Raw genomic sequence first — 20,657 nt, forward strand, 5'->3', positions numbered from 1 at the left:
TGAATATCAGTTTTTTCTTTGAAGTGCTGATCGGCGGCCTGCTGTCCGGCGTGATGTATGCGCTGGTGGCGATCGGCTTTGTGCTGATCTACAAGGCTTCCGGCGTGTTCAACTTCGCGCAGGGCGCCATGGTGTTCTTCGCCGCGCTCACCTGCGTGGGCCTGATGGACAAATTCGGCTTCTCGCTATGGCTGGCGATACCGGCCACGGTGGTGGCCATGATCATCCTCGGCCTGCTGATCGAGCGCGTGGTGCTGCGGCCTTTGGTGAACCAGCCCGAGATCACGCTGTTCATGGCCACCATAGGCCTGGCGTTCTTCATCGAGGGCCTGGCGCAGCTGATGTGGGGATCGCAGGTGCACCGCCTGGAACTGCCCATCGAGGACGTGCCGCTGCAGTTCCTGCTCGATAAATTCAACATCATCGTGTCGCAGTTCGACGTGACGGCGGCCATGGTGTGCGGCGTGATGGTGCTGGTGCTGTCGCTGGTGTTCTCCAAGACCAAGGTGGGCCGCGCGCTGCGCGCCGTGGCGGACGACCACCAGGCCGCGCTGGCGGTGGGCATCCCGCTGCAACGCATCTGGGGCATCCTGTGGGCAGTGGCGGGCATGGTGGCGCTGGTGGCGGGCCTGCTCTGGGGCGCGCGCAACGGCGTGCAGTTCGCGCTCACCTTCATCGCGCTGAAAGCCTTGCCGGTGCTGATACTGGGCGGCTTCACCTCGGTGCCGGGCGCCATCGTCGGCGGGCTGATTATCGGCGCGTCCGAAAAACTGGCCGAGGTCTATATCGGCCCCATGGTGGGCGGTGGCATCGAGGGCTGGTTCCCTTACGTGCTGGCCCTGCTGTTCCTGCTGGTGCGGCCCGAGGGCCTGTTCGGCGAAAAAATCATCCGCAGGATCTGAAAGGACACGCCATGTTCTACCGTGAAGCAGGACAATTCAAGACCAGCTACCAGGCCGACGGCCAGATCTTCCCCATCCGCCAGGACCGCCTTGCGCTGGGCGCCACGCTGATCGTGGCGGTGGTGGCGCTGCCGCTGCTGGCCTCGCCCTATATGCTGTCCGCCATCCTGATCCCCTTCCTGATTTTCGCGCTGGCCGCGCTGGGGCTCAACATCCTCACCGGCTACGCGGGCCAGCTCTCGCTGGGCACCGCCGCCTTCATGGCGGTGGGCGCCTTTGCCTCCTACAACTTCATCCTGCGCATTCCCGGCATACCGGTGCTGCTGGCCTTCGTACTTGGCGGCCTGTGCGCGGCCATGGTGGGCATCGCCTTCGGCCTGCCCTCGCTGCGCATACGCGGCTTCTACCTGGCCGCGTCCACGCTGGCGACGCAGTTTTTCGTGGTGTGGTGCCTCACCAAGATAGGCTGGCTGACGAATTACAGCTCATCCGGCGTGATCACCGCGCAGAAAATGGAAATCCTGGGCTACGCCTTCGACACGCCGGCGCGCAAATACCTGCTGGTGCTGTTCGTGGTCGCCATCATGGCGCTGCTGGCCAAGAACATGGTGCGCTCCAACGTGGGCCGCTCCTGGATGGCGATCCGCGACATGGACGTGGCGGCCGAAGTGATCGGCTTCCGCCCGCTGCGCACCAAGCTGATGGCCTTTGCCGTCAGCTCCTTCTACTGCGGCGTGGCCGGCGCGCTGTACGCCTTCGCCTACCTCGGCACGGTGGAGCCGGAAGCGTACAACCTGGACCTGTCGTTCCGCATCCTGTTCATGATCATCATCGGCGGCGTGGGCTCGATACTGGGCTCCTTCCTCGGCTCGGCCTTCATCGTGCTGCTGCCTGTGTTCCTGAATATCCTGGCGCACGGACTGGGGCTGCCCACCAGCGTGGCGTCCAATCTCGAGTTGATGGTGTTCGGCGCCCTCATCATCTTTTTCCTGATCGTGGAGCCCCACGGTCTGGCGCGTTTGTGGCAAATCGGTAAAGAGAAACTGCGCCTGTGGCCTTTCCCGCACTGAGCGCTTCCTACAACAATTGGAGGAGACAAAACAATGAAATCGATTAAATCCCTGGTAATAGGCGCCACCCTGCTCGCATCCATGGGCGGCGCGTTCGCCCAGACCGAGCAATTCATCGCCCTGCCTTCCTACCGCGTAGGCCCTTATGCGGCGGGCGGTTCGGGCTTCTACGGCGGCATCATCGACTACTTCAACCTGGTCAACGCCAACGGCGGCATCAACGGCACCAAGATCTCGTGGGAAGAATGCGAGACCGAATACAACCCTTCGCGCGGCATCGAGTGCTATGAGCGCCTGAAAACCAAGAACGGCGGCGCCACCCTGGTCGAGCCGCTGTCGACCGGCATCGCCTACGGCATCCTGGACCGCGTGGCGAAAGACAAGGTGCCGATGACCACCCTGGGCTACGGCCGCTCGGACGCCGCCAACGGCAAGGTCTTCCCCTATGTGTTCCCGCTGATTACCAGCTACTGGAACCAGGCCGCCGCCATGATCAAATACCTGGGCGACAAGAACGGCGGCATGGCCAAGCTGAAAGGCAAGAAGATCGTGCACCTGTACCACGACTCGGCCTTCGGCAAGGAACCCTTGCCGGTGCTGGAGGAACTGGCCAAGCAGCACGGCTTTGAACTGATCAAGATCGCGGTGGCGCCGCCGGGCAGCGAGCAGCAGTCGCAATGGCTGCAGATACGCCAGGCCAATCCGGACCACGTGATCCTGTGGGGCTGGGGCGTGATGAATTCGGTCGCCATCAAGACCGCGCAGCGCAACGGCTTCCCGCGCGAGAAGATGCTGGGCGTGTGGTGGGCGGGCTCGGAAGAAGACACCATCGCATCCGGCGACGCGGCCAAGGGCTACACCTCGATGACCTTCAACACGCCGGGCAACTACCCGCTGCTCGACGAGCTGCGCAAGAAGGTGTACGCGGCCGGCAAAGGCAATCTGGCCGACCAGAGCCGCATCGGTTCCGTGTACCACATGCGCGGCGTCACGGCCGGCATCCTGTACGCGGAAGCGATCCGCCACGCGCAGGAGAAATTCGGCAAGGGCAAGGTCATGACCGGGGACCAGATCCGCTGGGGCCTGGAGAACATGGACATCGACGAAGCGCGCCAGAAAGCGCTGGGCGCGCTGGGCATGTTCCCGCCGGTGAAAACCACCTGCGACGACCACGAAGGCTCGGGCGCCGTGAAAGTGCAGCAATGGGACGGCAAGAAATGGGTAGCCATCACGCCGAACTGGGTGGTGGGCGACAAGGCGCTCACCCGCAAGCTGGTGGAAGAATCGTCCGCCAAGTACGCGGCTGAAAAAGGCATTACGCCAGCCTGCGCCAAGTAACAGCCGTGGGCGGGCCTCCGGTCCGCCCATCGAACAATTTTTGGAAAAGCCGCCATGGACACTGCAACCGCCGCCGCACCTCCGCCCTACCTCTCGGTGAACAACATCGAGGTGATCTACGACCATGTGATCCTGGTCCTGAAAGGGGTGTCGCTGCAAGTCCCACAAGGGAAGATCGTGGCGCTGCTGGGCGCCAACGGCGCGGGCAAGTCGACCACGCTGAAAACCATCTCCACGCTGCTGCGCGGCGAACGCGGCGACGTCACCAAGGGCGAAGTCCAGTTCAAGGGCGAGCGCGTGGACCAGCTTACGCCCAACGAACTGGTGAAACGCGGCCTGTCGCAAGTGATGGAAGGCCGCCACTGCTTCGGCCACCTGACCATAGAGGAAAACCTGCTCACCGGCGCCTACACCCGCAACCTGGGCCGCGCCGAACTGAAGGAGTCGCTGGACAAGGTGTACCACTACTTCCCGCGCCTGAAGGAGCGCCGCGCCAGCCAGGCCGGCTACACCTCGGGCGGCGAGCAGCAGATGTGCGCCATAGGCCGTGCACTGATGGCCAAACCTTCCATGATTTTGCTCGATGAACCGTCGATGGGCATCGCGCCGCAGATCGTGGACGAAATCTTCGGCATCGTGAAGGACTTGAACCACAAGGAAAACGTCTCCTTCCTGCTGGCCGAGCAGAACACCAACGTGGCACTGCGCTACGCGGACTTCGGCTACATCCTGGAGAACGGCCGCGTGGTGATGGAAGGCGAGGCCACCGAACTGGCCAACAACGAGGACGTGAAAGAGTTCTACCTGGGCATGTCCGGCGCCGGCCGCAAGAGCTTCCGCGACATGAAGTTTTACCGCCGCCGCAAACGCTGGCTGGCTTGAGGAATTTATGAAACTGGAAAAAGCCATTGCAGTCTGCCGCGCCCTGCCCGGCGCCACCGAAGACATCAAATGGGGCGCCGACCTGGTGTTCTCGGTCGGCGAAAAAATGTTCGCCGTCACCGGCAACTGCGCGGACGCGGAAGGCATCAGCTTCAAGGTGGACGACGAGCGCTTCCTGGAGCTGACCGACCGCCCCGGCATCATCGCCGCGCCCTACCTGGCGCGCGCCAAGTGGGTGAAGATCGTGGACTTCAAGGCGGTGAGCGACGCCGAAGCGGCCGAGCTGCTGACACGCTCCCACGCCATCATCTTCGGCAAACTGACCAAGAAACTGCAGCGCGAAATCGGAGAGAAATGATGAGCGACACCCTGGACAGCCTGGAAACGCGCGCCCCCGAGCAGCGCGAACGCGAACTGCTGGCGCGCTTGCCCGGCCTGGTCGCGCGCGCGCAGAGCGCGCCGGGCTGGAGCCGCATCCTGGCCGGCGTGGACGCCAACGCCGTCAGCAGCCGCGCCGCGCTGGCCGCGCTGCCGGTCACGCGCAAGTCCGACCTGAAGGCGCTGCAGCAGCAGCTCCAGCCTTTCGGCGGCCTGAACGCCACGCCGGTGGGCCAGCTGTCGCGCGTGTTCATGTCGCCCGGCCCCATCTTCGACCCCGAGGGGCGCGGCGCCGACTGGTGGCGCTTTTCGCGGCCCATGTACGCGGCCGGCGTGCGCGCCGGCGGCCTGCTGCAAAACTGCTTCGCCTACCACTTCACGCCCGCCGCCTTCATGGTGGAAGGCGGCGCGGCGCGCATCGGCTGCCCGGTGATCCCGGCCGGCAGCGGCCAGACCGAGCTGCAGGTGCAGGCCATGCAGGCGCTCAGGCCGGATACCTATATCGGCACGCCGTCCTTCCTCAAGATCATTATCGAAAAAGCGCGCGAGATGGGAGCGGACATCAGCAGCGTGAAACAGGCCATGATGGGCGCTGAAGCGCTGCCCGAATCGCTGCGGCGCTGGTTCGCCGAGAACGGCGTGCCGCACGTGCTGCAAACCTACGCCTCGGCCGACATCGGCAGCATCGCCTACGAAACCCGCAGCGGCGACACCGTCCATCCCGGCATGGTGCTGGACGAGGACGTGCTGCTGGAAATCGTCCGCCCCGGCAGCGGCGAGCCGGTGCCGCCCGGCGAAGTGGGGGAAGTGCTGGTCACGCTGTTCAATCCGGACTATCCGCTGATACGCTTCGCCACCGGCGACCTGTCCGCCATCCTGACGGACGCCCCGCCCTCGCCCTGCGGCCGCACGAATATCCGCATCCGCGGTTGGATGGGCCGCGCCGACCAGACCACCAAGGTGCGCGCCATGTTCGTCCACCCCTCGCAGGTGAACGAAATTACGCGCCGCCATCCGGAGATACTGAAGGCGCGGCTGGTCGTTTCCGGCAAGATGGCGAACGATGTGATGACCTTGCATTGCGAAGTCGACAATCCGGCGCTTGTACAGGCTAATTCCATCATAGAAACTATTCGCGACCTGACCAAGCTGCGCGGCGAAGTCGCTTTCGCAGTTAAAGGCAGTTTGCCCAACGATGGCAAGGTGATCGACGACGTAAGGGACTATTCCTGACTTTGTAGCGTGGGAGCAACGCTGGAGCGGGCAGGCGGGATATGGCGGATAATAAAGACCATTCCTACCAAGGTCAGAAGAAGACGAAGATCATGCAAGACTTTCATCATAACCGCGCCCGCGACCTGCTGAAAAACGCAGAAGAAATTTTCGACCAGGAAGCCGTCCAGACCGCCGTGGCCCGCATGGCAGGCGAGCTGAACGCCCGCTTCGACCACCCGGAGAACCAGGAATTTCCGCTGGTGCTGGGCGTGATGGGCGGCGCGGTGGTGTTCACCGGCAACCTGCTGCCGCAACTGACTTTCCCGCTCGAGTTCGACTACATCCACGTGAGCCGCTACGGCGACGAGGACAAGGGCGGCGCCGTGGTGTGGAAGGTGATACCGCGCTCCAACGTGGTTGGCCGCACCGTGATCGTACTGGACGACATACTGGACGAAGGCGAAACCCTGGCCCACGTGAAGCAGCGCCTGCTGGACATGGGCGCGGCCGAGGTGATTTTGGCGGTGTTCTGCGACAAGGCCATCGGCAAGGCCAAGCCGGTGACGGCGGACATTATCGGCATCACCATCCCGAACCGCTTCGTGGTCGGCTACGGCATGGACGCCTACGGCTACTGGCGCAATCTGCCGGGCCTGTGGGCCATCCGGACCGAAGACCTGAACTCCTAGCGTTTATTGCTCTGGCGAACTAATATACCCCATGGGTATCTTCGCCGACGTATTATTCACCAAGACGCAGCAGCGTGTGCTGGCCGTGCTGTATGGCCAGCCCAGCCGCTCCTTCTACGCCAATGAAATCATCGCCCTGGCCGCCTGCGGCTCGGGCGCGGTGCAGCGCGAGCTGGCCAGCCTGGAAGAATCGGGCCTGGTGCACAGCTGGCGCGCCGGCAACCAGAAGCACTACCAGGTTGACCGCGACGCCGCCATCTTCGAGGAACTGCATAGCATCGTCGTCAAAACCTTTGGCGCCGGCGACCTGATACGGGCCGCTTTGCAGGCCCAGCTGCCCCAGCTGGACGCGGCCTTCATCCACGGCGACGCCGTGGCCGGCACGGTGCACGCCAGCAGCGGCATCGACTTGATGGTAATCGCGCCCAAAGCGCCGCAGCCAGAGCTGCGCCTGGCGCTGGGCGAACTGACGGGCGATCTGGGCCGCGAAGTACGCCCAGCCTTCTACACCTCAGAGGAATTCGGCCAGCTGTGGCGCACCGGCGACACCGCGCTGCGCGCCGTGCTGGAGCAGCCCAAGATTTTCGTCAAAGGCTCCGAGCCCGAACTGATCAAACTGGCGCAGCTTCCCTGACTAAAGGTGAAGAGCGTGTTGACAACAGCTATACGCCCGCCTACGCTGGGTGTATTCATTGTTATCTGCACCAGGAGGGTTCCATGCGTGACGCCGCCATCAATTTGCGGGCTTTGCCCGAGCAGCGGGACTTGATTGATCGCGCCGCAAACCTGTTGGGCAAGAACCGTTCGGATTTTATGCTTGAAGCCGCCTGTGAAAAAGCCCAGGAGGTCGTACTCGATCAGGTTTTTTTCAGCATGGATGCAGACAAATTCAAGCACTTCAACGCCGTCCTCGATGCAACGCCTAGCCACAATCCCGGACTTGAACGACTAATGGCCGTTGCCACTCCTTGGATTACTGCCAAGAAATGAGTTTGCGGCTCACCCCGCCCGTGCCGCTCGCGGCCACCCACCTTCTGGATGGATTCGAGTGCGGCGAAGCAGCACTCGACGGGTGGCTCAAGCGACGCGCAATGGCCAACCAAGTGAGCAATGCCAGCCGCACATTTGTCGTAGCGGATCAGGATGGACATGTCTATGGCTACTATGCCATGGCTGCGGGCGCAGTCGCTCACCAAATGGCAACCGGCTCGGTCCGCCGGAACATGCCGGACCCCGTCCCAGTATTGGTCCTGGCGCGGCTAGCGGTTGATCGCCGTGCCCAAGGCATGAAGATTGGTGCCGCCTTATTGCAGGACGCTGTCAACAGGGCGGTGACGGTTTCCCGGCATGCCGGCGTCCGAGCCCTGCTGGTACATGCGCTTAACGACACCGCCAAGAAGTTCTACGAACACTATGGCTTCCAGGAGTCGCCGCAACATCCGATGACGCTGATGTTACGCTTGAATGCCGTCAAGGAATGACAGGGGCTGCGCTACCCAAATAACGGGCAATCGCTTCTTTGCGCAGCGCCTGCAGCTGCCCGTCCGCCTGCATTTTCTCCAGCACGGCGGTGATGCGCGGCACGAGGTTTGCATGTTTTTTATGCAGATAGTGGAACAGGCGAAACTTGACCAGGGGCGGCTCCAGCGGCGCGATGCCGCGCAGGCCTGCCAGTTGTAGCTGCCACAGGCCTGAGAGCCTGGCTTCGACCACCACGTCCACGCGGCCGGCGGCCAGCTTGGCGAACGATTGTTCCACGGTCGATACGCGCTCGACGTTCATGCCCACCGTTCCCAGCTCCGCGAATTTCAGCCCTATCCTGGTGCCTATCCGGTACGGACGCAGGCTATCCCAGCCGGTGACGGGAAAGTTCAGTCCTTTGGTGAACACCACGCCTTCCATCTGGCCGATGGCGACGGGCACGCGTATCAGGTTGGGATAGAGCTTCTCCATCCCTTCGATGCGGTTGATTTCGCCGTCCAGCACGCCGTCATTGGACAGCGCCAGTGCGCGCGCGGCCGGCAACTCCTTGCCCTTGATGGCGATACCCAGTTTCGCGTATGCCACGCGCAACACCTCTGCGCCGATACGCGTATCCAGGTCGGTGACCGCCGCGAACGTCACTTGTTCCTGCGCGCACGCAGGCGTTGCGCACATTGCCAGCGCCAGGACGTAGGCCAGGAAACGGACGCTCCACGCAGTCATGTGCACTCTCGGAATGGGGGTGCTAAGCAGTATGCCGCGACTGCGGCGAAAACACTACTACAAGCTCAGGCGCGCCCGCGCAGCCGCGTATTCGGCCTTCAGGCGCTCCACCATCTCGGCCACGGTGGGCACGTCGTCCATCAGGCCCACGCCTTGGCCGGCGCCCCAGATGTCGCGCCAGGCTTTGGCGGTGCCGGAACCGAAGCTCATCTTGCTCTTGTCCGATTCCGGCAGCGCGTCCGGGTCCAGGCCGGCGTTGAGGATGGATTTCTTCAGGTAGTTGCCATGCACGCCGGTGAACAGATTGGTGTAGACGATGTCCGCCGCCGCCGATTCCACGATGGCGTTGCGGTATTCGTCCGTCACATTGGATTCCTCGGTGGCCAGCCAGCGCGATCCGATGTAGGCGAAGTCCGCGCCCATGGCCTGCGCCGCCAGGATGGCGTCGCCGGTGGCGATGGAGCCGGACAGGGCGATCGGCCCTTTGAAGAACTTGCGCACTTCTCCCACCAGCGCAAACGGCGACAGCGTGCCCGCATGGCCGCCGGCGCCGCTGGCCACCAGGATCAGGCCGTCCACGCCCGCTTCCAGCGCCTTTTCGGCGTGGCGGATGTTCACCACGTCGTGCAGCACGATGCCGCCGTAGCTGTGAATGGCGTCCATCATCTCTTTCGGCGGCGCCCGCAGCGAGGAAATGATGATGGGCACCTGGTGCTTCACGCACACTTCCACGTCGTGCGCCAGGCGGTCATTCGACTGGTGCACGATCTGGTTCACGGCGATGGGACCGACGCGCTTGCCGGGATTGGCGGCCTGGAAGGCGGCCAGTTCGGCTTGCAGCTCGGTCAGCCAGGTGTCCAGCAGCTCGGCCGGGCGCGCGTTCAGCGCCGGGAAGGAGCCGACAATGCCGGCCTTGCACTGCGCCGCCACCAGCTTGGGGCCGCTGGCGATGAACATCGGCGAGGCGATGACGGGAAGGGACAGGTTTTGCAGCACGGTGGGCAGGGCCATGGCGGACTCCGAGTTAAATGATCAAACCATTATAAGTCGAAAATAGTACGATCGTGCTCTAAACTGTGTCCCGCTGTCGCTTACCCTTCGCTTAGCCGTCGTTGAGTAAGTACCCACTCTCAATGCGGGCGCTGCAGGCGCGCACCAGCTGCTTGATGGTCCACTCGGCGGTCTCCTCCGGCGTCTTGCCCAGGTAGCGCTGGGATGCGGCTGCCACGATGGGCAGCGCGGCGAACATGGCAGGCACCTCGTCCAGCTTCATGCGCTGGCGCTCCAGCAGCAGGAACTTGAGCAGCACCTTGACGGCGTACTCGGCGTTGCGCACCGGGTTGCCGGACAGGAAATCAAGCCGCGTGCGGGCGCGCTTCAGCGCCGCCGCCACGTCGGTGAACACGGCGCCGTGGCCGGGGATGACCACGCGCGCGTCCAGCGTGGCGATCAGGTCCAGCGTGGCGCGCTCCTCGATAAAGCCGGACTCGCCGTCCAGCTCGGGGAAGATCACGCCGAAGCCGTTCTGCCACAGCGCATCGGCCGAAATCAGTATGCCTTCCTTGGCGCAGAACAGCATCAGCGAATGCACGTCGTGGCCGGGCGCGCCCAGCACCTGCCATTCCAGGTCGGCCATGGTCAGCTTGTCGCCCGGGGAGAGCGGGCCGTCGGCGCTGAAGCGCTGGCATTGCTGGCCGGTGGCCTTGAAGCTAAGCTTGTCCTCGTTCCAGTGGCGCACGTGCTCCAGCTCGGACACCGGCACCAGCGTTTCGCTGCCGTAGTGCGCCTGCAGGATGGCGTTGCCGCCGCAATGGTCGGAATGCATATGGGTGTTGACGATGCGGTCCAGGCGGCGGCCCTTGAGCGCGTGGCGCACCAGGTCCAGCGTTTGCGGCGCGTGGATCATATAGCCGCTATCGACCAGCGTGACCTCGTGGCGGCCCAGCATCAGCACATTGTTGGACGAGAGCCAGCCACGTTCAAAGACGTGGATGTTGTCTGGTAAGGCTTTCATTGTTACGTCTATTCAAAATCGATCAGCTGCTCGCGGCGGCGGATTTCGGCCCACACGGTGCGCTTGAAATCGTCGTCGGCGCGCGACCATTGCACGATTTCATCAATCGTGCGCATGCAGCCCTCGCAATAACCGGTCTCGCGGTTCATTTTGCAAAGGCTGACGCAGGGGGATGGCACCGGGGAGGCCAGTTCGGGCATGCCGGTGGGATTTTCAATGCTCATTGCGCTGTTTTACAGGAAGAATGCGCGCATTTTACCGCGCCAGGCGTTCGACCAGTTCAATCCGGTTGCCGAAAGGGTCAAAGATGGTGGCGCGCAAGGCGCCCGGCACCGGCTCGTCGAAGCCGCCGTCCAGGCCGCGCTGCTTCAGCTCGGCAAGGTAGCCGGCCAGGTCGTCGACCAGCAGCGCCGGGTGGGCTTTCTTGGCTGGCAGGAAATTACTTTCCCCTCCGATATGGATTTGCTGGTTGCCCGAAGCAAACCAGCAGCCGCCGCGCACCGCCAGGTTGGCCGGTTTCTGCAGTTCCTGCATGCCCAGCACCTTGCCGTAAAACGCGCGCGCCGTATCTTCCGCGCCAACGGGGATGGCCACTTGCACGTGGTCGAGTCCGATTATTTTTGCCATGGTTTTACCTATGAGAACAGGCCTCCACCATACTCCAAGCGCAAAGAAAGCGCTTGTCCTTGCCGAATTCGTCCCTATACTACCATCCATACGGATGGTATATGGATGGAGACAATGACTACACAACAAGAACTGAGACTGAAAACGAGCGAGTCGGAAAAGATCACGATCAACCTGGGGCCTATCGACCTCGGGCAGATCGATTTGCTGGTGCAGGAGGGCTTTTACGCCAACCGCACCGATCTGATCCGCACCGCAATCCGCAACCAGCTGGCGCAGCATGCCGACGTGGTGAAACAGACCGTGGCGCGCAAAAGCCTGGTGCTGGGGATGCAGCATTACACCCGGCAAGACCTGGAGCAGTTGCAGGCGGCCGGCGAACGCTTGCGTATCCATGTGCTGGGACTGGCGAGCATCGCCAATGACGTGTCGGTGGAACTGGCGCTGGCGACCATAGAATCCATCTTCGTGCTGGGTGCTTTGCACGCCAGCGCCGTATTGAAAACCGCGCTTGCAGGGCGCATACATTAGCGTGCAGTCGGCGCTTGAGGGGCAGGACATGAAATTGAATCACAAGCTATTCAGCCAGATGCGAGCGGCGACGCAAAATTTGTTGGCCAAGGGACCGGCTGCGGCCACCGCGGCGATCCAGCAGGCGCTGGCCGGCCTGCATCTGGGAGGCCGCCCGCAGCCGCACGCCGCTCCCGGCATGCCGCCGGAAGCGCCGCCGATGCGGGACATCAATCCGCCACCCGGCGCCGCGCCGCGCACCGCCACGGCGCCGCAGCCGGAAGCGGAAGCTTTCAGGGAAGCGCCGCGCGCGGCACGTGCACAACATGCACAAAAAGCACCAGACGCACCGGATGCCTCCGCCGCTCCGGATACGCCGCAGGCGCCGCCCAGCGCGCAAGCCTTCGTGGAGGACCTGCTGGGTCAGCTGGGCATCCAGGCCGGCAAGCTGCCGGCGGGGCTGGATCTCGGCAAATTCGAGATGCCGCATTTCGACATGCCGGACCTTGGCGGCGTGCCCGGCATGCCGGGCAAAAGCAAGCAGGCGCCGGTGCCGGAAGGCGCGCAGTTCGTCAGCGGCAGCTACACCAACCACGCCGGCACGCGCAGCTACAAGCTGTACATTCCGAGCAGCTACCACGGCCAGGCCATGCCGCTGCTGGTGATGCTGCACGGCTGCACGCAGGATCCGGACGATTTCGCGGCGGGCACGCAAATGAACGCGGTGGCCGAAGAGAAGCAATGCTTCGTGGTCTATCCGGCGCAATCGCAGCAGGCCAACAACCACAAGTGCTGGAACTGGTTCAATGCGCTCGACCAGCAGCGTGGCCAGGGCGAGCCGTCCATCATCGCGGGCATTGCGCAGCAGGTGATCGCGGAGCATCCGGTCGATGAACGCCAGGTGTATGTGGCAGGGCTGTCGGCGGGCGGCGCCATGGCTGTGATTGTCGGCACGCTGTATCCGGATCTGTTCGCGGCGGTGGGCGTGCATTCGGGCTTGCCGTATGCGTCGGCACAGGATCTGCCGTCGGCGCTGAGCGCCATGAAGCGCGGCGCTTCCGGCAATGTGGCGAAGGCCCCGCACACAGAGGGAGCCAGCCCGCCGATTATCGTGTTCCACGGCGACCAGGACCACACGGTGCATCCGCGCAACGGGGAGCAGGTGATCGAGCAGAAGCTGCGCGCGCACGGCGCCACGCAGGCCAGGGCGGAAGCCGATGCGGGCAGCGTGCCGAATGGGCACCGCTACACCGTCACCACGCACCGCCACGAGGACGGCACGCCGCTGGGCGAGCATTGGGTGGTGCATGGCGCGGGACACGCGTGGTCGGGCGGCAGCGCGGCGGGCAGTTATACCGACGGCAAGGGGCCGGATGCGAGCAGGGAGATGATGCGCTTCTTCCGCACCGTGGCGGGTTAGGTTTTTTTCAGGGCGCCGATGCAGGGCGCTCGCGCTCGGCGATGTGCTGCTTGAGGCAGGCCGGGCACCAGCAGGTGAGGTCGGTGGCGGGGCCGGGCACGGGGACGGCGGGGGGCATGGCGGTGCACCAGCACGGGCCGCCGTCGCCTTCGCCTGGGATCATGGCGCAGCTGAACTCCGCGCCGCAGCGCTTGCACACGCTCATGGCTCGTCGCCCGGGAAGACGCGCATGGCTTTGCGCAAGGTGTCCATCTGGTTATTGAAGCGCGTGCAGGCGCCGCACACCATCAGGTGCAAACGCATGCGGGTGCGCTCGGCCAGCGACAACTCGCGGTCCATGCCTTCTGAAACAAGGCGGTGCACTTCTTTGCAGGTTGGTTTCAAGCCGCTCATAATCTTCTTCCTCTGCCTTTATCCGCGTGCGCCGAACCAGTTCAGGTCCAGGCATTCGCGCAGGCGCAAACGCGCGCGGTACAGCAGCACCCAGGCATTAGCCGAAGTAATCGCCAATTCCTTACAAATTTCTTCCGTCTCCAGCTCCAGCCATTCGCGCATCATGAACACGCGCGCGTTCTTGGCGGGCAGTTTTTCCAGGCACAGCTCCAGCACCTTGAAGAAATCCTTCTGCTCCAGCGTGCGGTCCGGGTCGCCCCACTGGCGCGGCATGTCCACGGTGTGGCCGTCGGCCGCGAACAGCGCGTCGATGGCGTCGTCCTCGGACTGGTCGCCGACGGTGTCGATCTGGCGCTCGCGGGTGGCGGCGCGCAGATTGTCGATGATTTTGTACTTCAGAATCCCGGTCACATAGGTGCGCAGCGAGGACTGGCCCTGGAAACGCTCGGGCTGTTCCAGCACGGCGATCAGGGTGTCCTGCACCGCGTCCTGCGCCAGGGCGTCATTCCGCAATTGCAATGATGCGAATCGGACAAGCTGCGGCCGCATGGCCTCAAGCTGGCTGTGGAGGGATGGCGAGGTAGGCATATCCGGCGAGCCTAGCGGAACATCCCGGAAATTACAACCGCAAAAAGCCCTATAATGCGTGCTGGAAGCCAGCCTTTGACTTAACATCGCTCACCTTTTTACCGGATTCGCCATGACCCAACTCACCAATTTGACCCTGGCCGTACCTTCTGATGACCTGACCGCGGTGTCCCCCGCGATCAAGGCGCAGATTCTGGCCGAGGCGCTGCCCTACATCCGCAATTTCCATGGCAAGACCATCGTCATCAAATACGGCGGCAACGCCATGACCGACGAGCGCCTGAAACATGGCTTCGCGCGCGATGTGATTTTGCTGAAACTGGTGGGCATGAATCCGGTGGTGGTGCACGGCGGCGGTCCGCAGATCGACAACGCGCTGAAGAAAATTGGCAAGCAGGGCACCTTCGTGCAGGGCATGCGCATCACCGACGAAGAGACCATGGAAGTGGTGGAGTGGGTGCTGGGCGGCGAAGTGCAGCAGGATATCGTGATGCTGATTAATCACTACGGCGGCCAGGCAGTGGGCCTGACCGGCAAGGACGGCGGCTTGATCCGCGCGCGCAAAATGGCGATGCCGGACCGCGAGAACCCGGGCCAGTTCCTGGACATCGGCTTCGTCGGCGAGATCGACGCGATCAACCCGGCCGTGGTGAAAGCGCTGCAGGACGACGCCTTCATTCCGATTATTTCGCCTATCGGTTTCGGCCAGGACGGCCAGGCCTACAACATCAACGCGGACGTGGTGGCGGGCAAGATCGCGGAAATCCTGAAAGCCGAAAAGCTGATCATGATGACCAATATCGCCGGCGTGCAGGACAAGACCGGCAACCTGGTCACCGACCTGTCTGCGCGCGAGATCGACGAGATGTTCGCCGACGGCACCATTTCGGGCGGCATGCTGCCTAAAATTTCGTCAGCGCTGGACGCGGCGAAATCCGGCGTCAACACCGTTCACATCATCGACGGCCGAATTGAGCATTCTTTGTTGCTGGAAGTCTTGACGGAACAGGCTTTTGGCACTATGATCCGGTCTCACTAAATGTTTGGCGGTGCTAAAGACCACTTGCACCGCCGATGTGTATGCCCTTGTAGCTCAGTGGTAGAGCACTCCCTTGGTAAGGGAGAGGCCACGTGTTCAATCCACGTCAAGGGCACCATCCTTCCTGCAGTACCCTCCAGCAGCACCCTTCCCTAGTAAATACGCTCCACCGCAACGCCGCGCTGCTTCAGCAATTCCGGTACGCTATTCGTCCCCACCAGATGCAGCACGCCGATCGCCACCAGGCTGTTTTTTTCGCGCGCCAGCAGTTTCACGATATTGTCCGCCAGTGCGGGATTGCGCCCGTCCAGCAGCACCTGCTGCACGAAGCGGCCCGAGAAGGTGCCGTCATCGGCCGCCTTGCGCGCCAGCGCTTCCAGCGCAGCCGCATCCGCCTTGCGCCACGCGTCGGTGATTTCGCGCGCCTGCGCGGCCTGCTCCTGGTCCTCGATGGCGGCGATGCCTTCCTGCAGGAACAGCGCCTGCTCGGCCGCGCTCATGCCGCTGAACAGCGCCATCTGGCCTCCCACCGATTCCAGCTCCAGCACCGGCAGCTTGCGCTCGCGCGCCTGCTGCGACAGCCAGGAATCCACCGCCAGGCTGGCCTGGTAGCCCTGGGCGGCGAATTCGCTGACGGTGAGCAGGCTGGCCAGCATCCACGGCTTCATGGCCGCCACGGCGCCGTCGTCGATGGCGTAGCGGCGCAGCAAGCGCGCCAGGCGCTGCCGGTATTCCACCGGCAACTCGGCCGAGGCGGGGCCGCCTCCGCGCGCATACATGCCGTGCTCGCGCACCGCCTGCACGATTTTCGCCGGGTCGCCCAGCGGGTCCACTTCCAGCGCCAGCACGGTGGCGCGCTGCAAGGCCTGCATGACGCGCGGCTCCAGCGGATAAAAATCGGCGGCGCCGACATGGATGGTGCCAAACAGATAAGCTGTATGCCCACCCTGCTCCAGCTTGAACAGCGCGCCGCGGTCGACGGCGGTCCCGGCCTGGGCTGCGCCGGGCAGCAGCAAGAACAGACTGCAAAACATCACTATAATTTGGCGTCGCATGTTTTCCTTTTGACTGAAGCTGCCGTGAATAATAAACCCTCCGCCCGCGCGCCTGTCTGGCTGTTTGATCTGGACAATACGCTGCACAACGCCTCGCATGCCATCTTTCCGGCCATTACCGCGAATATGAACGCCTATATTGCGCGCGTGCTGGGCCAGGAAGGCGTGCCCGCCGGAGCGGACGCGGTGAACGCGGCGCGCAAGCTGTACTGGCAGCGCTACGGCGCCACGCTGCTGGGCCTGGTGAAGCACCACGGCGTACGCTCCGAGCATTTCCTGCACGAGACCCACAGCATGCCCAACCTGGCGCAGATGATACGGGCCGAAAAAGGCCTGGGCCGCTTGCTGCGCGCCCTGCCCGGCCGCAAGGTCCTGCTCACCAATGCGCCGCACCGCTACTCCACCATGGTGCTGCGGCATATGGGCTTGCACCGCCACTTCTCGCACCACATCGCCATCGAGTCGATGCGCATCCACCGCCAGCTGCGGCCCAAGCCTTCCAAGCTCATGCTGCGCAAGCTGATGCGCAAGCAGGGCGTGACGCCGGGGCGCTGCATCCTGGTGGAGGACACGCTGGCCAATCTGCGCACCGCGCACGGCATGGGCATGCGCACCGCCTGGGTGACGCAGTACCTGAAAGTGGCCGATCCCATCGGCGCGGCCCATGTGCCGAAAAGACTAATTCGCCCCGCTTGGGTCGATGTCAAAGTAAAATCTGTCCGGCATCTGCCAGCGCGCCTGTCCCGGCTGCGCTGAGTTTCTTTTTCATCCACACGTCGAGATCCCATGGCAAGCACACCGCCAGGCCAACGCAGGCAACAAATTCTGGAAGCTCTGGCCGAGATGCTGGAACAGCCCAAAGGCGACAAGATCACCACCGCCGCGCTGGCCCGCAAGCTGGAGTTTTCCGAAGCGGCCCTGTACCGCCATTTCGCCAGCAAGGCGCAGATGTTCGAGGGCCTGATCGAGTTCATCGAGACCACCGTGTTCGGCCTGATCAACCAGATCGCCGAGCGCGAGGAAGACGGCCTGGCCCAGACGCGCGGCATCGTCGGCATGCTGCTGCAGTTCGCCAGCAGCAATCCGGGCATGACGCGGGTGCTGATCGGCGACGCGCTGGTGAACGAGGACGAGCGCCTGCAACAGCGCATGAACCAGTTCTACGACCGCGTGGAGCTGGCGCTCAAGCAGGCCTTGCGCCAGGCCGCCAGCACCGGCCACGGCCACGAGGCGGACGTGGCGCCGCGCGCCGCCATGCTGGTAAGCTATGTGGCGGGCCGCTGGCACCGCTACGCCAAGAGCGGCTTCAAGCTGAACCCCGCGCAGGACGCGGCGATCCAGATCGCCCTGCTGTTGAACTGAACCAGGCCATGAACACAGAACCGAGTGTGCAGTGCTTCGCATTGCTGGACGACGCCAGCCCGGACGGCATGGCCACGGCGCGCTCGCGCCTGTACACCGGCCACGCGGCCACGCTGCGCTGCACCGACCTGGCGGGCTGGCGCCGCATCCTCGAACAGATGGAAACGGCGCTGGCCAGCGGCCAGCACGCGGTCACGCTGTGCGCCTATGAACTGGGCGCGCATATCGCGGGCATGCCCGCGCCCGTGGTGCCAGCGGGCGCGCCGCTGGCGCAGATACTGATCTTCAACCGCTGCGACCTGCTGTCGCAGGCGGAAGTGGCCACGTGGCTGGCCGCGTGCTCCGCCGCCGACCCGGCGCCGGCCGGCATTGCGGACGTGCGCGCCAATGTCGACCAGGCGCAGTTCACCAGCGCCATCGGCCGCATCCGCGACTACATCGCGGCGGGCGACACCTACCAGGTGAACTACACCTACCGTTTGCGCTTCGAAGCATTCGGTTCCATCTTCGCCCTGTACGAGCGCCTGCGCGCACGCCAGCCGGTACCTTACGGCGCGCTGGTGGCGCTGGACGACGGCACGGCGGTGCTGTCGCTGTCGCCGGAACTGTTCGCGCGCCACGAGAACGGCGAGCTGACCGCGCGGCCCATGAAGGGCACGGCGCCTGCAGCGGCGGGCGGCGACGAAGCGGAGAACGCGAAGCGCGCCGCCGCGCTGGCGGCCGACACCAAGAACCGCGCAGAAAACCTGATGATCGTGGACTTGCTGCGCAACGACATCGGCCGCATCGCGCAGACCGGCACGGTGGAAGTGCCTGCGCTGTTCGAGGTGCGGCGCTACAGCAGCGTGCTGCAAATGACGTCCACCGTGCGCGCCAAGCTGCGCGGGGACGTGGACATGGCCGGCATCTTCGACGCGCTCTATCCCTGCGGCTCCATCACCGGCGCGCCCAAGCGGCGCACCATGGAAATCATCAGCGAGCTTGAACCTGCGCCGCGCGGCCTGTACACCGGCGCCATCGGCTGGTTCCAGCCTTCGGACCACGGCGTGGGCGATTTCTGCATGTCGGTGCCCATCCGCACGCTGGCGCTGCAAGCGCCGCGGAACGGCACGCGGCGCGGCGAAATGGGCGTGGGCGCGGGCATCGTCTACGACAGCGAAGCCAATGACGAATTCGCCGAATGCCAGCTCAAGGCGCGCTTCCTCACCGGCCTGTCCAACGACTTCGACCTGTTCGAAACCATGTACGCCACGCGCGAGCAAGGCCCGCGCAACCTGGAGCGGCATTTGCAGCGCCTGTCCGCGTCGGCGCGCTATTTCGGCTTTGCCTACGACGACAAGGCGGCGCGCGCCTACATCGCCATGGCCTGCAACACCATGGCGCCCGCCACGCCAACGCGCTTGCGCCTGGCGCTGAACCAGGCCGGCGCCTTTGCTGTGCAGCAGGGCGCGCTGGCGCCGCTGGCCGAACCGGTGCGGGTGCTGCTGGCGGAAGACACGGTCAGCAGCGGCGATCTGTTCCTGCGCCACAAGACCAGCCTGCGCGCAGGCTACGACGCGGCGTGGAAAGCGGCCGAAGCGCAAGGCGCGTTCGACACGCTGTTCTTCAACGAGCGCGGCGAACTGGCCGAAGGTGGACGCAGCAGCGTGTTCGTGAAACTGGAAGGCCGCTGGTACACGCCGCCGCTGGCCGGTGGCCTGCTGCCCGGCGTGATGCGCGCCGCCATGCTGGACGATCCGGCCTGGAACGCCAGCGAGCGCGTGATCACGCGCGCCATGCTGGAGCACGCGGAGGACATCGTGGTCTGCAACGCGCTGCGCGGCGCCATGCGCGCGCAGCTTGCGGCGCAGCCTACTGGTCGATAATCATCTCGAAGCCGCCAAAGAACATGCGCTTGCCGTCGAAGGGCATATTCTCGGGCTTCATCCATTCGGCCAGGCGCGGATCCTTCATCACTTTCTCGTTGATCTCATCGCGCTTGGCGCGCGACTCGTAGATTATCCACGAGAACACCACCGTTTCGCCCTCCTCCAGCAGGACGGCTTGCGGGAAGGATGTGTGCTTGCCGGGCTTCACATCGTCGGCCACGCACTCGCGGTATTCCAGCGCACCGAACTCGCGCCAGATGGCGGCGCCGGCAGTGGCCATTCTTTTGTACGCATCAAGGTTCTTGATGGGAACCGGCAAAACAAATCCGTCGACATAAGGCATGGCTGTCTCCTTCGCATTTGTGAGTCTCCCAGATTAGGCCATCCATGCGCCCAGAACAAGCGGCGCACGATAACATCTGGATTACTTGGGGAAAGGATTGTGCAACGCAATTCCCAAACGCCCGAAATCCTTGACATTGCGCGTAGCCAAAATAGCTGAATGGACTTGGCATATCGCTGCTATCTGGCCGTCTGCCATGCTGACAGGATGGCCGGAGCGTTCGCCCGCAGCGACCAGTGCAGCGTATCGCACGGCTGCCGCGCCATCAAACGCAAGGACACGGCCATCAAGATCTTCCACCAGCATACTGGAGAGCGCTCGGGCCAATGATGCCTTGCGCTTTCCAGCCGGAAGCCGTTCCACACCATACAGGCACTCGGCGACTGTAATAGCGATAAGAAAAATTTCACGCGCTGGCAAACTGTCTATCCATGCCAGCACAGATGGATCCGGCGCAGACCGCATCAACTCCGACAAAATATTAGTATCAAGAATTATCATTCCGAAAGATTGGCTGCGCGTGGCTTATCCTGGCGAACGGGAAGAGCAAGTTCAGGTAAATCAAGCTGTGCAAAACGCCTGCTGATTTTGCTGCCTAAACCCTCGGAGATCTGCTCTGCACCTAGCGCTTGCTTGAGAATTTGCAAGGCCTCATTCTCGACAGACCGCTTATTCCTGGCCGCATTGCTTCGCAACCTTGCTCGTAATTCATCATCAAGATTTCGTATCGTCAGCGTATTCATTTCGCCTCCTTGGACA

The 20,657-nt window shown here is 63.6% G+C and carries 28 protein-coding genes and 1 tRNA gene; 17 read left to right on the plus strand and 12 right to left on the minus strand.

What is annotated here, in order from left to right:
- The first annotated feature begins 5 nt into the window (after positions 1–5).
- The 10 genes from GTP77_RS00365 (at position 6) to GTP77_RS00410 (ending at position 7,955) form a co-directional block, all read left to right on the plus strand.
- Complete coding sequence (locus GTP77_RS00365; protein ID WP_228896831.1) at positions 6–902, plus strand: branched-chain amino acid ABC transporter permease; 897 nt, start codon at positions 6–8, stop codon at positions 900–902.
- Between the two features lie 11 nt (positions 903–913).
- Positions 914–1,972, plus strand: coding sequence for a branched-chain amino acid ABC transporter permease (locus GTP77_RS00370; protein ID WP_161070186.1), 1,059 nt, complete (start codon positions 914–916; stop codon positions 1,970–1,972).
- A 33-nt stretch (positions 1,973–2,005) separates the two neighbouring features.
- Complete coding sequence (locus tag GTP77_RS00375; RefSeq protein ID WP_161070187.1) at positions 2,006–3,310, plus strand: ABC transporter substrate-binding protein; 1,305 nt, start codon at positions 2,006–2,008, stop codon at positions 3,308–3,310.
- Between the two features lie 54 nt (positions 3,311–3,364).
- Positions 3,365–4,192, plus strand: a complete 828-nt coding sequence (locus GTP77_RS00380; RefSeq protein ID WP_161070188.1) for an ABC transporter ATP-binding protein — start codon at positions 3,365–3,367, stop codon at positions 4,190–4,192.
- 7 nt (positions 4,193–4,199) lie between these two features.
- Positions 4,200–4,550, plus strand: coding sequence for an MmcQ/YjbR family DNA-binding protein (locus tag GTP77_RS00385; protein ID WP_161070189.1), 351 nt, complete (start codon positions 4,200–4,202; stop codon positions 4,548–4,550).
- Positions 4,550–5,803, plus strand: coding sequence for a phenylacetate--CoA ligase family protein (locus tag GTP77_RS00390; protein ID WP_161070466.1), 1,254 nt, complete (start codon positions 4,550–4,552; stop codon positions 5,801–5,803). The genes GTP77_RS00385 and GTP77_RS00390 overlap by 1 nt, the downstream gene beginning before the upstream one ends.
- Before the next feature lie 92 nt (positions 5,804–5,895).
- A complete protein-coding gene (locus tag GTP77_RS00395; protein WP_161070190.1) occupies positions 5,896–6,474 on the plus strand; it encodes a hypoxanthine-guanine phosphoribosyltransferase in 579 nt (192 codons plus the stop codon).
- A 31-nt stretch (positions 6,475–6,505) separates the two neighbouring features.
- Entirely contained in the window at positions 6,506–7,108 is a 603-nt protein-coding gene (locus GTP77_RS00400) for a helix-turn-helix domain-containing protein (protein WP_161070191.1), read from the plus strand.
- Positions 7,109–7,191: 83 nt separating this feature from the next.
- Positions 7,192–7,464: a type II toxin-antitoxin system TacA family antitoxin gene (locus tag GTP77_RS00405; RefSeq protein WP_161070192.1), complete on the plus strand. Its 273-nt coding sequence runs from the start codon at positions 7,192–7,194 to the stop codon at positions 7,462–7,464.
- The gene (locus GTP77_RS00410) at positions 7,461–7,955 is read left to right on the plus strand and encodes a GNAT family N-acetyltransferase (protein WP_161070193.1); all 495 of its coding nucleotides are present in this window, start codon (positions 7,461–7,463) and stop codon (positions 7,953–7,955) included. Before GTP77_RS00405 ends, GTP77_RS00410 begins: the two co-directional genes overlap by 4 nt.
- Here the strand turns inward: GTP77_RS00410 and GTP77_RS00415 are convergent.
- From GTP77_RS00415 to GTP77_RS00435, 5 genes are all read right to left on the minus strand, one after another.
- Entirely contained in the window at positions 7,945–8,679 is a 735-nt protein-coding gene (locus GTP77_RS00415) for a substrate-binding periplasmic protein (RefSeq protein WP_161070194.1), read from the minus strand. The two genes, GTP77_RS00410 and GTP77_RS00415, sit on opposite strands and share 11 nt — an antisense overlap.
- 57 nt (positions 8,680–8,736) lie before the next feature.
- Positions 8,737–9,690, minus strand: a complete 954-nt coding sequence (locus GTP77_RS00420; protein WP_161070195.1) for an NAD(P)H-dependent flavin oxidoreductase — start codon at positions 9,688–9,690, stop codon at positions 8,737–8,739.
- Positions 9,691–9,781: 91 nt separating this feature from the next.
- A complete protein-coding gene (locus GTP77_RS00425; RefSeq protein ID WP_161070196.1) occupies positions 9,782–10,693 on the minus strand; it encodes an MBL fold metallo-hydrolase in 912 nt (303 codons plus the stop codon).
- Between the two features lie 8 nt (positions 10,694–10,701).
- Positions 10,702–10,917, minus strand: a complete 216-nt coding sequence (locus tag GTP77_RS00430) for a DUF1289 domain-containing protein (protein ID WP_161070197.1) — start codon at positions 10,915–10,917, stop codon at positions 10,702–10,704.
- Between the two features lie 31 nt (positions 10,918–10,948).
- Positions 10,949–11,320, minus strand: coding sequence for a VOC family protein (locus GTP77_RS00435; protein ID WP_161070198.1), 372 nt, complete (start codon positions 11,318–11,320; stop codon positions 10,949–10,951).
- A gap of 114 nt (positions 11,321–11,434) precedes the next feature.
- Here GTP77_RS00435 and GTP77_RS00440 point away from each other — a divergent pair, with 114 nt between their 5' ends.
- Together GTP77_RS00440 and GTP77_RS00445 are read left to right on the plus strand one after the other, a co-directional pair.
- Positions 11,435–11,851 carry a ribbon-helix-helix domain-containing protein gene (locus tag GTP77_RS00440; RefSeq protein ID WP_161070199.1) on the plus strand — a complete coding sequence of 139 codons (417 nt, stop codon included), beginning with the start codon at positions 11,435–11,437 and terminating at the stop codon, positions 11,849–11,851.
- A 28-nt stretch (positions 11,852–11,879) separates the two neighbouring features.
- Positions 11,880–13,250: an extracellular catalytic domain type 1 short-chain-length polyhydroxyalkanoate depolymerase gene (locus GTP77_RS00445; protein ID WP_229202021.1), complete on the plus strand. Its 1,371-nt coding sequence runs from the start codon at positions 11,880–11,882 to the stop codon at positions 13,248–13,250.
- 7 nt (positions 13,251–13,257) lie between these two features.
- Here GTP77_RS00445 and GTP77_RS00450 read toward each other — a convergent pair whose 3' ends face one another.
- The 3 genes from GTP77_RS00450 to GTP77_RS00460 are packed head-to-tail and all read right to left on the minus strand — an operon-like array spanning position 13,258 to position 14,231.
- Positions 13,258–13,455, minus strand: a complete 198-nt coding sequence (locus GTP77_RS00450) for a cysteine-rich CWC family protein (RefSeq protein ID WP_161070200.1) — start codon at positions 13,453–13,455, stop codon at positions 13,258–13,260.
- On the minus strand, positions 13,452–13,643 hold the full coding sequence (locus GTP77_RS00455; RefSeq protein ID WP_161070201.1) for a zf-HC2 domain-containing protein: 192 nt from the start codon (positions 13,641–13,643) through the stop codon (positions 13,452–13,454). Before GTP77_RS00455 ends, GTP77_RS00450 begins: the two co-directional genes overlap by 4 nt.
- A gap of 18 nt (positions 13,644–13,661) precedes the next feature.
- Positions 13,662–14,231 (minus strand): sigma-70 family RNA polymerase sigma factor, encoded by a 570-nt coding sequence (locus GTP77_RS00460; RefSeq protein ID WP_161070202.1) that lies wholly within the window; start codon positions 14,229–14,231, stop codon positions 13,662–13,664.
- 112 nt (positions 14,232–14,343) lie between these two features.
- Between GTP77_RS00460 and argB the strand changes: the two genes are divergently transcribed.
- The gene (gene argB, locus GTP77_RS00465; protein WP_161070203.1) at positions 14,344–15,270 is read left to right on the plus strand and encodes an acetylglutamate kinase; all 927 of its coding nucleotides are present in this window, start codon (positions 14,344–14,346) and stop codon (positions 15,268–15,270) included.
- A 43-nt stretch (positions 15,271–15,313) separates the two neighbouring features.
- A tRNA-Thr gene (locus tag GTP77_RS00470) sits at positions 15,314–15,388 on the plus strand.
- A gap of 34 nt (positions 15,389–15,422) precedes the next feature.
- On the opposite strand, the gene GTP77_RS00475 is transcribed toward GTP77_RS00470, so the two are convergent.
- Positions 15,423–16,325, minus strand: a complete 903-nt coding sequence (locus GTP77_RS00475) for a TraB/GumN family protein (protein WP_161070204.1) — start codon at positions 16,323–16,325, stop codon at positions 15,423–15,425.
- A gap of 24 nt (positions 16,326–16,349) precedes the next feature.
- On the opposite strand from GTP77_RS00475, the gene GTP77_RS00480 reads away from it, so the two are divergent.
- The 3 genes from GTP77_RS00480 to pabB are packed head-to-tail and all read left to right on the plus strand — an operon-like array spanning position 16,350 to position 19,552.
- Positions 16,350–17,081, plus strand: a complete 732-nt coding sequence (locus GTP77_RS00480; protein WP_371869303.1) for an HAD-IA family hydrolase — start codon at positions 16,350–16,352, stop codon at positions 17,079–17,081.
- Positions 17,082–17,111: 30 nt separating this feature from the next.
- Positions 17,112–17,687 (plus strand): nucleoid occlusion factor SlmA, encoded by a 576-nt coding sequence (gene slmA, locus GTP77_RS00485; protein ID WP_161070205.1) that lies wholly within the window; start codon positions 17,112–17,114, stop codon positions 17,685–17,687.
- Between the two features lie 8 nt (positions 17,688–17,695).
- Positions 17,696–19,552 carry an aminodeoxychorismate synthase component I gene (pabB, locus tag GTP77_RS00490; RefSeq protein WP_161070206.1) on the plus strand — a complete coding sequence of 619 codons (1,857 nt, stop codon included), beginning with the start codon at positions 17,696–17,698 and terminating at the stop codon, positions 19,550–19,552.
- On the opposite strand, the gene GTP77_RS00495 is transcribed toward pabB, so the two are convergent.
- The 3 genes from GTP77_RS00495 to GTP77_RS00505 all read right to left on the minus strand — a co-directional run bounded on the left by GTP77_RS00495 (position 19,539) and on the right by GTP77_RS00505 (position 20,641).
- Complete coding sequence (locus GTP77_RS00495; protein WP_161070207.1) at positions 19,539–19,898, minus strand: DUF1428 domain-containing protein; 360 nt, start codon at positions 19,896–19,898, stop codon at positions 19,539–19,541. The two genes, pabB and GTP77_RS00495, sit on opposite strands and share 14 nt — an antisense overlap.
- Positions 19,899–19,979: 81 nt before the next feature.
- Entirely contained in the window at positions 19,980–20,399 is a 420-nt protein-coding gene (locus GTP77_RS00500; protein ID WP_161070208.1) for a type II toxin-antitoxin system VapC family toxin, read from the minus strand.
- Positions 20,396–20,641: a FitA-like ribbon-helix-helix domain-containing protein gene (locus tag GTP77_RS00505; RefSeq protein WP_161070209.1), complete on the minus strand. Its 246-nt coding sequence runs from the start codon at positions 20,639–20,641 to the stop codon at positions 20,396–20,398. The genes GTP77_RS00500 and GTP77_RS00505 overlap by 4 nt, the downstream gene beginning before the upstream one ends.
- Positions 20,642–20,657: the final 16 nt, after the last annotated feature.

The sequence above is a fragment of the Pseudoduganella aquatica genome (assembly GCF_009857595.1).
GTDB classification, from domain to species: domain Bacteria; phylum Pseudomonadota; class Gammaproteobacteria; order Burkholderiales; family Burkholderiaceae_D; genus Rugamonas; species Rugamonas aquatica_A.